Raw genomic sequence first — 12,067 nt, 5'->3', positions numbered from 1 at the left:
ACGGCAACAGGGAAGCCACTTGATGATCGCCACCGTGCTGCTGACACGGCCAGTCAAACAAGCGGAACGCTTCGCGGGCGCGCTTCGGGATCGGTTTGGGGCGACCCTTCCTGTTCTGATCGCCCCGAAACTGGAAATCATTTACGATCGCGTGGCGGCGGTGCGGGCTTTGCGCGGGGCGGGTGGCGTGATCTTTACGTCGGAAAATGGGGTGGACGCCTGTATCGGTGCCGATATCCCTGCAAACCTGCCCGCATTTTGCGTTGGGCCCCGCACGGCCAAAGCCGCAGGTGCCGCCGGTTTCGCTGCGCATATGGGGCCGGGTGATGCGGCCGGCCTGATTGCGACAATCGCAGGGCTGAAATGCGCACAAGAAGCTGCGCCGCTGGTCCACCTGCATGGGGCGCATGTGACTGGCAATGTGAGCGGCGCTTTGGCGGCGCACGGAATTCCAACACGTGGCGCGGTTGTCTATGACCAAAGACCCTGCCCAATTTCGCAGCAGGCCCGCAGGCTTCTGGCCGGGAGCGCGCCTGTCATTCTGCCACTTTTTTCGCCCCGCAGTGCAAAGTTGCTCACGGGCGATCTGGCGGTGTCGCAAGCCCCGCTTTGGATTGCGGCAATCAGCCCTGCTGTTGCGCAAGCGGTAAATGTGCACAGTGCGGCTGAACTGCAAATACGTGTTGCGCGGCACCCGGATGCGGATGAAATAATTGCCGAGATTGCAGAGCTATTGGAAAACGGAAGTTTTCTTGAGGACGGAACCAGTGCAGGCTAAGCTTGCCCGCAGGATCAGGGAAGGAATGTTGGTGTGAGTTCTAAAGACAAGACCGGCCGCGACGATGATAAACCCGAGGTCGATACGGAAGACCACACCGCGAATAACCCGAGTTTACAGGACTCTTCCGACGGCGATGATATCACTGATGCGCAAGAGGGCACTGACCAGCCTCTTGAAAGCGAAGATATTTCCGACATTGAAGATGCCGAGATCATTGGCGAAGTTACAGCCGATGGTGGTGATGTCGCCGCCGTCGAAGAGGCGCTTTCCGAAGAGCCGGAGTTTGTCGGTGACGACGTGACGCCAACAATCGATTCGACCGAATTGGAAGGGGACACCGCTTCAACGCTCCTTGCCGATGATACGGCGGATGCCGAAGATGACAGCCTATCCGATGTTTCTGCCTCGCAGACAGGCGAAACAGAGCCAAGTGAACCCGAGCCTGAAAACGTTTCGCCAGAGCCACAAGAGCCGACCCCGCCTGTCGCGCCCATCCCGGCGCCCGCACCCGAGAAATCTGGTGGCGGCGGGTTTGTGCCGGCAGTTTTTGGCGGCCTGATCGCTGCCGGGCTTGGTTTCGGCGCAGCCACCATGTGGGGTGGCAACCTGATGGGCGATGACGAAGCCGTAGAGCAGGCGATTGCCCAGCAAGCTGACCGGCTGTCGGGCATCGAAAGCAGCCTCGATACGCGCTTGAGCGAACTCGCTGCAGCAGTTTCGGCACCGCAAGAAACCGACACGTCGGCGCAACTGACTGCGATCGGTGATCGACTTGGCGAACAGGTCGGAAGCGTTGTAACCCAGATTGAAGCGCTCTCAGGTACGATTGAAACCGTGCAAGGCGGCATTTCCGACCTTGAAGCGCGACTGGGGGCCTTGGACACACGACTTGCCGATGTGAACGAGCGTTTGTCTGCCGTAGAAAAGCGCCCGCTGACCGAAAGCTCCGAGACTGCAAAGCAAGCCTTTGCGGCGTATGAGCGTGATTTGGAAAGCCTTCGCGCCGCACTGGACGATCAACAATCGACAAACAACCAGCTTGCGCAAGAGCTTGAAAACCGTGCTGCGGTCGCCCAAGCCGAAGTGGACGCCGCCGCACAGCGCGCGGCTGAGCTTCAGCAGCAGGCCGAAGAGCAAGCGCGCGTCGCAGCCGAGCAAGCAGAGGCGCGGGCAAATCGAGCCGCCGTGCGCGAAGCAATTGCAAGCCTCGATGCGTCGCTGAAGACCGGCACCGGATATGCAAGCGCGCTTCAGGTGCTGGGCGAGAATGCCGAGATCCCGGAACCACTCTCCGCCGCCGCGGATGACGGGATCGCGTCGTTGACCCAGTTGCGCGACAGCTTCGCACCCCTTGCTCGCGATGCCCTCGACGCGTCGCGCCGCGAGACGGTGGATGACGGGATCGCGGATCGCCTGGTGTCATTCCTTCAAGTCCAAAGTGGCGTGCGGTCCCTTGATCCGCGGGAAGGTGACAGCCCGGATGCGGTGTTGTCACGCGCCGAAGCCGCACTCGCGGATGGTGATCTGTCGACGACACTTTCGGAACTTGGGAAATTGCCACCGTCAGGCCAAGACGCCTTTGCGGACTGGACGGCACGCGCTCAGGAATATCTCGCCGTGACGGAAGCAGCCGACACGCTGGTCAACACATTGCTGGCGAACTGAGGAGGTTTCCATGCTTTTATCCCTATTCAAGATCCTTCTCTTTGTGCTTGCCGTTTCGGGCCTGATTTACGGGACCGAGTTGCTCCTCAACAATGGCGGCAATCTGCGGATTGCCGTTGCCAGCTATGAATTTACGCTTGGCCCGGTTCAGACAGTGATCGCCATTGTTCTGTTGCTGGTGGTCGTGTGGCTGGTTCTCAAATTGCTGGGGCTGACACTCGCGTCGCTTCGTTTTCTTGCGGGCGATGAAACCGCGATCACCCGGTTCTTTGCGCGCAATCGCGAACGCAAAGGCTTTCGCATGTTGACAGAGGCCAACATCGCGCTGGCATCTGGCGAAGGTGACCTTGCACTGGCCAAGGCAAGCAAGGCCGAACGGCTCTTGCGTCGTCCTGAGTTGACCAACCTGATCCGTGCCCAAGCTGCAGAGATGTCAGGCGACCGGGACGGTGCCGCCCAAGCCTACAAGCGACTGCTCACCGACGACGACACCCGCTTTGTGGGCGTGCGTGGGCTTTTGAAACAAAAGCTTGGCGATGGCGACACGGAAACAGCCCTTAAGCTGGCCGAAAAGGCGTTCGTTCTGAAACCCCGAAATGCCGAAATGTCTGACACGCTGCTGCAACTTCAGGCCAAGAACGAGAACTGGAAAGCAGCGCGCAAGACACTGGGTGCCAAGCTGAAATACGGCCACATGCCGCGCGATTTGCACCGCCGCCGGGATGCTATCCTTGCGTTGGCCGATGCGCAGGCCCGCATCGCAGCCGGTGACACCGCAACCGCCCATGACGAAGCGATCGAAGCTGCACGCCTTGCGCCGGCTTTGGTGCCCGCCGCAGCCATGGCTGCACGGTCATATATTGCCCTTGGGAAGCCCAAGAATGCCGCGAAGGCGCTGAAAGCAGCTTGGGGCCGCGAGCCGCATCCAGATCTTGCTGCCGCATTCGCGGAAATTGAGCCGACCGAGACACCCCAAGCCCGCGTCAAACGTTTTGGCGCATTGATCTCGCAAAAACCTGTGCATCCAGAAAGTAAGATGCTGTTGGCCGAGCTTGAAATCGCCGCCGAGAATTTCCCGGCGGCGCGCAAAGCTCTTGGCGACCTTGCAGAAACCACGCCAAACGCACGCACGCTCACGCTCATGGCGGCGATTGAACGGGGCGAAGGGTCTGACGACAGCACCGTCAAGGCGTGGCTGGCAAAGGCTCTCACGGTGTCGCGTGGACCTCAATGGACCTGCGAGAACTGCGGTCATGTTCATGCAGAGTGGAAAGCGTTTTGCGATAGCTGCAACGCGTTTGACACGCTCACATGGATAGACAAAGCCGAAGGCGATACTGTTCAGGCCAGCTCGGTTTCGATGCTGCCACTGATCGTTGGCACCTTGCCGGGTCATGACACATCCGATGCTGACGTCACAGAAACGGCGTCGGATGCGGACATCATTGACCACGATGCGACTGCCGAAAAGTGATCGCAAAAATCTGGTGAAGTGGGGCTACCGTCCGGTTTTAAGTCCTGATAACAGACACCGGTCGCCGCTGTAGCTCAGATGGTAGAGCACGTCATTCGTAATGATGGGGTCGGGGGTTCGAGTCCCTTCAGCGGCACCACCACACCAAAAACTTTCAAATATACAGCAGCATAGTTGCTGTATATTCTGAACCACCGTTTCGCACATCATCTTGGTCTTAGTCGGTCACTACGCTGAACGAAGAAGACCGATTCTGTGTTCGCTGCATAGCTCAGCAACAGACATATCAATCCCAGCGACATAAGGGGCCACTGCCCGGCAACCGACTTTGCAATCTTGTCGGTGTCAGCACACGTGGTTTCAGGGCTTTGCGAAGGCGCCCAGCACGCCGCTGCCAGCGATCCGATCTTGTCTCACTGGCACAGATCAAAGAACAATCTCGTCTCAGTCCCGGTCGCTACTGCAGGCCACGGATGACAGATGAACTGAAGGAAATCGGCATGAAGCGTGACCTCGCGATCCGTGCGTCGAACATGGCTATCGCGTTCCGGACACCGCCGAAGGGCTGCATTCACCACACGGACTGCGGTTCGCAACTGTGTTCTCACGACGACCAGAAGATCCTGCGCCAACACGGGTTCAGGGTTTCGATGTCCGGCAAGGGCAATTGCGACGACAAGCCGTCTGTCGAGACGTTCTTCAAGACCATCAAGGCTGAACTGATCTGGCGCCTGTCTTGGAAAACATGGCGGCAGGCTGAGATGGCGATCTTCGAATACATCAACGGGTTCAAGAATCCGCGCCGCCGTCACCCAGCATCTGGCTGGAAAAGCCCCGTCGCATTCGAAACGACGCGGAATAAACCAGCACTAAAGGCGGCACGAAAGTGGGACAGGTCCAAATCGCTTCTGGAAGGTGAATGGTTTGTCCGCTTGTGACCTTCTTTCGTGCGCGCGATAGTGCCGCCATGGCCAAGTTGTATTTTCACTATTCCACCATGAACGCCGGTAAATCGACGTTGCTTTTGCAAGCGGCGCACAACTATCGCGAACGTGGAATGAAACCCTATCTTCTGACAGCTGCGCTCGATGGGCGCGCGGGCAAGGGCCGGATCGGCAGTCGCATCGGGATCGGGGCCGAGGCAGCCGTGTTCGACGACGAGGATGATCTTTTCACGCAAATCCAGACGCTGTTGGGCCAGGCACCTTTGGCTTGTGTGTTTATCGACGAAGCCCAGTTTCTGACGCGCGATCAGGTCTGGCAACTTGCGCGGGTTGTTGACGACCTGAGCGTTCCCGTCATGGCCTATGGATTGCGCGTCGATTTCAGGGGCGGGCTGTTTCCCGGCTCAGCCGCACTGTTGGCGCTGGCCGATGAACTGCGCGAAATTCGCACGATCTGTCACTGCGGTCGAAAGGCCACCATGGTTGTGCGGCAAAACGAAGATGGAACCGTCGTGACCGATGGGGCGCAAGTGCAGATCGGCGGAAATGAAACCTATGTCTCGCTGTGCCGCCGTCATTGGCGCGAAGCGGTCGGTGACAGGGTGAAGCCCGCTCAGTAAAGCCGCCCGCCCAGCGGAACGGCTTGATCTGGTGAGATCAGCACAACCTCCCCGCTGTCATCGGACACTCCAAGCACCAGCACTTCCGACATGAATTTGCCGATCTGGCGCGGCGGGAAATTGACCACCGCCATAACCTGTCGCCCGATCAGGCTTTCGGGTGTGTAATGCGCCGTGATCTGGGCAGAGCTTTTACGAATTCCCAGCGGCGCTCCAAAGTCGACGCGCAGCTTGATCGCCGGTTTGCGGGCTTCCGGAAACGGCTCTGCCTCGACAATACGCCCCACCCGAATATCGAGTTTCAGAAAATCGTCGAAGCTTGCTTCGGTCATTGGCCAAGCTCCCGCGACCGATCTGCTGCGGCTTTGACCGTGGCGCGGATAAGAGGCGGCAAACCGGCAGCCTCATCCATCAACACCTCAAGCCCCGCCGCCGTGGTCCCATTCGGGCTGGTCACGTTCACCCGCAATTGCGCCGGCGTTTCGGTCGCTGCTTCCGCCAAAGCGCCCGCCCCGGCGACAGTGGCCTTGGCCAGTTGCATTGCCAGGTCAGTGGGCAACCCTTCGGCGGCGCCTGCTGCAGCCAACGCTTCGATCATGTGAAAGACATAGGCTGGTCCGCTGCCCGAAACGCCGGTGACAGCGTCCATCTGGCTTTCATGCTCAAGCCGAACGGTCTGGCCCACGGCGGACAGCAAGTCTTCTGCCATGCGCATGGCCTCTTCGTTCACGCGATCATTGCCGACCAAAGCTGTGATGCCCTTGCCAACGGCCGCTGGTGTGTTTGGCATCGACCGGATAATCGGTGTGTTTTCACCCAGCATGTCAGCATAGCGAGCAATGGGAACACCGGCTGCGACCGACAAGAATACCGTATCGCGACCGCCAAGTGCGGTCAGGCCAGGCAGGGCATCGGCCATCATCTGCGGTTTTACGGCTACCAGAACCACTGCGGGCGACTCGGGGAACCCGACGTTCAGGTTCAGCCCGTCGATGCTCAAAAGCCAATCAGACGGGTGCGGATCTGTCACCCAAACCGACGAAGGCGCAAGCCCCCGCTGCAACCAGCCCGCCAACATGGCGGACCCCATCTTGCCGCAACCAAGGACCGCAAGGCCCCGTGTGGTGATCGTGTCGTGCATCGCCGCTCCTGTCCTGCCGCAGGTGGTGCGGCGGGGCGAGGTTAGGCGCGACCGTAAGCCTCTGCAATGGCGGTTTGCAGCGCAGCCTCGGGCGTGGAATTGCCCCAGCTGACCAACTGAAACGCCGGATAGAACCGTTCAGCCGATGCGACGGCGGTTTCGATCAACCGCGTGATCTGGTCTTCCGAAACGCCTTGTTCACCGGCCAAAAGCCCGTACCGATACACCATCAGTTTCTGCGCCGCCCAATAGGTGAACGCCCCAGTCCAGCACATGTCGTTGGTCTGGTTGATCATTTCATAAAGCTCGGGCAAACGGTCTTCTGGCGGCTCCATCTCGAAGCTCACGATCAGACGCAACATGTCGTCGTTATAGGACCATGCCAGTGTGATCGAATATGTGCGCCACTGACCTTCGACCGCCATGGCGATCTGATCTTCGCCCACACGGTCGAAATCCCATTCGTGATGCTCTGCCAGCGTCTCGACGATATCGATCGGGTGAATTTCATCAATCTGTTCGGAAAGTGACATGCTCGGCCTCGCGTGTTGGTGCCTTGGCCGGACAAGGGCCCCCCAAGGTATGGTGCCTGCTCTCGCAGCGATGGCGCAAATCTGCGGATCGCTTACAAGATATGGTGTGGCCAAAACGAAATCCTGTAAAGCAGTTTTTCCGTGATGTGCGACCAATGCCAAACAAAGCATGCGCCTATAGATGTCCGGCGAAATTATTCATGTTCCCTTAATCTATGCCACCAATGCTGCGCGTACCTTGCTTGCTGCGTCTTCTGATGGGCGAATTGCGGGTGGCGCAAGATAGAAGTGCATAAAATTCAGGCTCTATGCGAATCGACTGCGCTGCGTACTTTTGGCGTCACTATCTTACGCCAAAGCCGAACCCCCGTCTGACGGTCGTTAACCTGCCTTCGGCGCTGGCAGCTGACCCGTCTGATACAGATGCACCCGGATGCTGCCATTGGGCACTGGCGCGCCCGGATCGCAAAAGGGCAAACCTGTCGCCTGCGCCAGAACCGGTTCACTGGTCACAACCGCGACGCGCCATCCCGCAAACCTCGCCGCCAGCGTGCGCCCCAGCGAGGCATAGAGCGTGCGCAATTTCTTGCGGTCGCCGATCCGCGCGCCGTAGGGCGGGTTCACAATCACAAGACCGGGCGGCCCCGGCGGCGGTACCAAGCGACCGGCTGGTTGCTCAAGAAACGAAACCGCTGCGCCGACACCGGCACGAATTGCATTGTCACGGCTCATGCGGATCGCGCCCGCGTCCCGGTCAGACCCGTAAAACCGCGTGGTCAATGCATCGGGCGTGGCCTTGGCTACGGCCTCCTCGCGCATTGCCTGCCATGCTGCCGCATCGAACCCGACAAGGTGCTCAAATGCGAAACTGCGTGAACGGCCCGGCGGCAGTCCTGCGGCTATTTCAGCCGCCTCAATTACAAAGGTTCCCGATCCGCACATCGGGTCAACCACCGGTTCAACTCCATTATAGCCCGCCTGTTGCAGAAACAGCGCCGCCAGCGTTTCGCGGATTGGCGCTTTGCCCACGGCCAGTTTGTGACCGCGCCGGTGCAGTGGCTCGCCGGAAGTGTCCACACTAATGGTGCACAAATCATCCTCAATACGCACTTTGAGGGAAAGCTCCGCCTCGGCGCTGATTTGCGCGCCAAGCGTTTCGCGCAGCGCCGTCTCGATCCGCTGTGTTGCGGCCCCGGCATGGTAAATGCGCGACTGCTTGCACGTTACATCCACCTTTACAGGCACGTCCGGGCGCAAAACGTCCGCCCAGGGAAATTTGCGCGCCCGCTTATCAAGCTGGGCAAGGTGCATTGCCCGAAACGATCCAATCCGCGCCAAGACCCGCCCGGTCCCGCGCAGCATCAGGTTCGCGCGCCAAACATCCGGCCAACCGCCCTGAAACCGCACGCCGCCGGGCACGATCTCGGCCTCCTGAAATCCTGCCGCATGGGTTTCTGTCAAAAGCGCGGGTTCAAGCCCCGGCGCGACAACAAGAAAAATTTCGAATGGGCCGGGGGCTGGGCCTATGTTGGTCATCGTGCACGCACTCCGTACACGCCCGGATCAGGTGTGCATGGGGCACCTTATAGAATGGGGGCACTTCGCTGGAAAGCGGCTTTCAGCCCCCACGCCCAAACCGGCCAGTTGCCTCGCCTTTTCGGGCAAGAGGGCGCGCCTCGCCCCGGCAGCGACATCTTCGACAAAGGTCGCGATGCGCGCCATCCCTGAGTTTTGCCAGTTGACGGGAATTTATGCGTTCTGTAGAGCCGCCCGTGGGACACCCTTCCCCAACGAAGGGCATTTATCTGGAAGGATACCAGCGATGGTTACCACGCACCCTGACGCGCGACCTGCGAATCCGCGTTTCTCCTCTGGCCCCTGTGCCAAACTCCCCAACTGGACTCTCGATGCCCTGAAGGATGCGCCGCTTGGCCGGTCGCACCGCGCAGCCGTCGGCAAGGCGAAGCTCAAAGCCGCCATCGACCGCACCCGCGACATTCTTGGCATCCCCGCAGATTACCGTATCGGCATTGTGCCGGCCTCTGACACTGGCGCGTTCGAAATGGCCATGTGGTCGCTTCTGGGCGAGCGTCCCGCGCAAATGGTTGCGTGGGAAAGCTTCGGCGCTGGCTGGGTCACCGATGTGGTCAAACAACTGAAGATCGACGCAACCGTGCACGAAGCCGCCTATGGCGAAATCGTGGATATGGCCGCGCTGAACTATGACAACGACGTCTGCTTCACCTGGAACGGGACAACATCCGGTGTGCGCATGGCATCCGGCGATGCGATCCCGGCGGACCGTGCGGGCCTGACCCTGTGCGATGCGACATCCGCCGCCTTCGCGATGGACCTGCCCTGGGACAAGCTGGATGTGACCACCTTCTCTTGGCAAAAGGTTCTTGGCGGTGAAGCGGCCCACGGCATGCTGATCCTGTCCCCGCGCGCGGTCGAACGGCTGGAAAGCTACACCCCCGCATGGCCTCTGCCAAAAATCTTCCGCCTGACCAAGGGCGGCAAGCTGAATGAGGGCATCTTCAAGGGCGAGACGATCAACACACCGTCCATGCTCTGTGTCGAAGACTACCTTGTTGCGCTGGATTGGGCTGAAACCGTGGGCGGCCTGGCGGGCCTTATCGCCCGCGCCGATGCCAACTTCGCCGAAATCGAGAAATTCGTCGCCGCGACCCCGTGGATCGACTTCTTGGCCAGCGACCCTGCGACCCGCTCGACCACATCGGTTTGTCTCAAGTTCAACGATGACCGGATCGTCGATGGCGCGGCCTTTGCAAAAGGTGTCGCAAAACGTCTAGAGGCAGAAAATGTCGGTCTCGATCTGGGCGCCTATCGCGATGCCCCTGCCGGTCTTCGCATCTGGTGTGGCTCGACCATCGAAGCGTCGGATGTCGCGGCACTGATGCCTTGGCTTGACTGGGCGTTCCACGCGGAACTCGACGCACAGGCAAAAGCGGCCTGATCAAAGGGTGCACCCGCAAGGTGCACCGCCTTTGCCCCCGATTTTCTGATCCGAAGGGCGCCACACGGCGCGCCCCTCTTTCCCCGCAGGCGGGTCTTTGTGCCCGATACGCCATTACGCGACTCCGACAGGATTCCTACAAGATTCCTACAACGCCCGGAGCGCCGATTTTTGAAGGATAGCCATCATGGCCCCCAAGGTTCTCGTCTCTGACAAACTGTCCGAAACCGCCGTTCAGATCTTCCGCGATCGCGGAATCGACGTGGATTTCATGCCTGAGCTTGGCAAGGACAAGGAAAAGCTTCTGTCCATCATCGACCAGTATGACGGGCTTGCGATCCGCTCTGCGACCAAGGCGACGGAAAAGCTGATCGAAGCCGCCAGCAACCTCAAAGTCATTGGCCGCGCCGGTATTGGTGTCGACAACGTCGATATCCCTGCCGCGTCACGCAAGGGTGTGATCGTCATGAACACACCATTCGGCAACATGATCACCACTGCCGAGCACGCCATCGCCATGATGTTCGCCGTTGCCCGCCAGATCCCCGAAGCGTCCGCCTCCACCCATGCGGGCAAATGGGAAAAGTCCAAGTTCATGGGGGTTGAGCTGACCGGTAAAACCCTTGGCGTGATCGGTGCCGGTAATATCGGCGGCATCGTTTGCGACCGCGCCGTTGGCCTGAAAATGAAGGTCATCGCCTATGATCCATTCCTCTCTGACGACCGCGCCAAAAAGCTTGGTGTGACCAAAGTGGAACTGGACGAATTGTTGCAGCGCGCTGATTTCATTACGCTTCACGTTCCTAAAACCGAGAAGACCGCGAACATCCTGTCGCGCGAAGCTCTTGCCAAGACCAAGAAAGGCGTTCGGATCATCAACTGTGCTCGCGGTGGTCTGGTCGACGAAGAAGCGCTTGCCGAAGCCCTGAAATCCGGCCACGTCGCCGGCGCCGCCTTTGACGTTTTCGCAGTGGAACCGGCGACTGAAAACGTTCTGTTCAATCTGCCGAATGTTGTCTGCACCCCGCACCTTGGCGCGGCGACAACTGAAGCCCAGGAAAACGTCGCGCTTCAAGTGGCCGAGCAGATGTCTGACTACCTGCTGACTGGCGCTGTTCAGAATGCTCTGAACATGCCGTCGGTCACAGCCGAAGAGGCCGCAGTTATGGGCCCTTGGGTCAAGCTGGCCGAACATCTGGGCAGCTTCGTCGGCCAGATGACGGACGAGCCGGTCAAGGCGATCAACGTGCTGTATGACGGTCTGGTTTCCGAAATGAACCTTGATGCGCTGAACTGTGCAACGCTGGCAGGCTTCATGAAGGCCACCAACCCCGACGTGAACATGGTGTCCGCACCCGTGATCGCGCAGGAACGTGGGATCAAGCTTTCGCGCACCACGCAAGACAAGTCCGGCGTGTTTGATGCATATATCAAGCTGACGGTAGAAACGGACAGCCGTACGCGCACGATTGCCGGGACGGTCTTTAGCGATGGCAAGCCGCGCTTCATCCAGATCAAAGGCATCAATATCGATGCAGAGGTCGGCGCAAACATGCTCTATACCACCAACCGCGATGTGCCGGGCATCATCGGGACGCTTGGTAAGACACTGGGTGAGCACGAAGTGAACATCGCGAACTTCACTCTGGGGCGTACCAAATCGGGCGAAGACGCGATTGCGTTGCTGTATCTCGATGATCAACCAGTTGAGTCTTGCGTGAAGGCGCTGAAAGACACTGGCCTGTTCCAGCAGGTTCGCCCGCTGAAATTCGACGCGGCCTGATCGCAGGAACGCCCCGCTTTGCACCGCCCGAGTTGCGGTGGCGCATGTATGATTTTCGGTCCTCCCCAAATCGGGGGGGACTTTTTCATGAAAAATCAGTTCATTAGAACACGCACCAACGTCAATCAGCGGCTGCCAGGTTATTACGC

Annotated in this window: 10 protein-coding genes, 1 tRNA gene and 1 pseudogene; 8 read left to right on the top strand and 4 right to left on the bottom strand. The window is 59.4% G+C overall.

The window, feature by feature from the left end; genetic code table 11:
* The first annotated feature begins 22 nt into the window (after positions 1-22).
* The 6 genes and pseudogenes from E2L05_RS07345 to E2L05_RS07320 all read left to right on the top strand — a co-directional run bounded on the left by E2L05_RS07345 (position 23) and on the right by E2L05_RS07320 (position 5,484).
* Positions 23-778 (top strand): uroporphyrinogen-III synthase, encoded by a 756-nt coding sequence (locus E2L05_RS07345; protein ID WP_133342275.1) that lies wholly within the window; start codon positions 23-25, stop codon positions 776-778.
* A 33-nt stretch (positions 779-811) separates the two neighbouring features.
* The gene (locus tag E2L05_RS07340; RefSeq protein ID WP_133342274.1) at positions 812-2,446 is read left to right on the top strand and encodes a COG4223 family protein; all 1,635 of its coding nucleotides are present in this window, start codon (positions 812-814) and stop codon (positions 2,444-2,446) included.
* Positions 2,447-2,456: 10 nt separating this feature from the next.
* Positions 2,457-3,920, top strand: coding sequence for a heme biosynthesis protein HemY (locus tag E2L05_RS07335; protein WP_133342273.1), 1,464 nt, complete (start codon positions 2,457-2,459; stop codon positions 3,918-3,920).
* Between the two features lie 63 nt (positions 3,921-3,983).
* Positions 3,984-4,059: transfer RNA gene (locus E2L05_RS07330), tRNA-Thr, on the top strand.
* A 154-nt stretch (positions 4,060-4,213) separates the two neighbouring features.
* Positions 4,214-4,768, top strand: a pseudogene (locus E2L05_RS07325) (DDE-type integrase/transposase/recombinase); the annotation flags it as partial.
* 119 nt (positions 4,769-4,887) lie between these two features.
* Complete coding sequence (locus E2L05_RS07320; protein ID WP_133342310.1) at positions 4,888-5,484, top strand: thymidine kinase; 597 nt, start codon at positions 4,888-4,890, stop codon at positions 5,482-5,484.
* Here E2L05_RS07320 and E2L05_RS07315 read toward each other — a convergent pair.
* From E2L05_RS07315 to E2L05_RS07300, 4 genes are all read right to left on the bottom strand, one after another.
* On the bottom strand, positions 5,478-5,816 hold the full coding sequence (locus E2L05_RS07315; RefSeq protein WP_133342272.1) for a tRNA-binding protein: 339 nt from the start codon (positions 5,814-5,816) through the stop codon (positions 5,478-5,480). The genes E2L05_RS07320 and E2L05_RS07315 overlap by 7 nt on opposite strands.
* The gene (gene proC / locus E2L05_RS07310) at positions 5,813-6,625 is read right to left on the bottom strand and encodes a pyrroline-5-carboxylate reductase (RefSeq protein WP_133342271.1); all 813 of its coding nucleotides are present in this window, start codon (positions 6,623-6,625) and stop codon (positions 5,813-5,815) included. The genes E2L05_RS07315 and proC overlap by 4 nt, the downstream gene beginning before the upstream one ends.
* Positions 6,626-6,666: 41 nt before the next feature.
* Positions 6,667-7,158 (bottom strand): type III secretion system chaperone family protein, encoded by a 492-nt coding sequence (locus tag E2L05_RS07305; RefSeq protein ID WP_133342270.1) that lies wholly within the window; start codon positions 7,156-7,158, stop codon positions 6,667-6,669.
* A gap of 381 nt (positions 7,159-7,539) precedes the next feature.
* Positions 7,540-8,694 (bottom strand): THUMP domain-containing class I SAM-dependent RNA methyltransferase, encoded by a 1,155-nt coding sequence (locus tag E2L05_RS07300; RefSeq protein WP_133342269.1) that lies wholly within the window; start codon positions 8,692-8,694, stop codon positions 7,540-7,542.
* 286 nt (positions 8,695-8,980) lie between these two features.
* Here E2L05_RS07300 and E2L05_RS07295 point away from each other — a divergent pair, with 286 nt between their 5' ends.
* Both E2L05_RS07295 and serA read left to right on the top strand, forming a co-directional pair.
* Complete coding sequence (locus E2L05_RS07295) at positions 8,981-10,135, top strand: phosphoserine transaminase (protein ID WP_133342268.1); 1,155 nt, start codon at positions 8,981-8,983, stop codon at positions 10,133-10,135.
* A 187-nt stretch (positions 10,136-10,322) separates the two neighbouring features.
* Complete coding sequence (gene serA / locus E2L05_RS07290; RefSeq protein ID WP_133342267.1) at positions 10,323-11,918, top strand: phosphoglycerate dehydrogenase; 1,596 nt, start codon at positions 10,323-10,325, stop codon at positions 11,916-11,918.
* The last annotated feature ends 149 nt before the right edge of the window (positions 11,919-12,067 follow it).

The organism is Meridianimarinicoccus aquatilis, from assembly GCF_004358675.1.
GTDB classification, from domain to species: Bacteria; Pseudomonadota; Alphaproteobacteria; order Rhodobacterales; family Rhodobacteraceae; genus Meridianimarinicoccus; species Meridianimarinicoccus aquatilis.
This window is presented reverse-complemented; position numbering and strand designations above follow the sequence as displayed.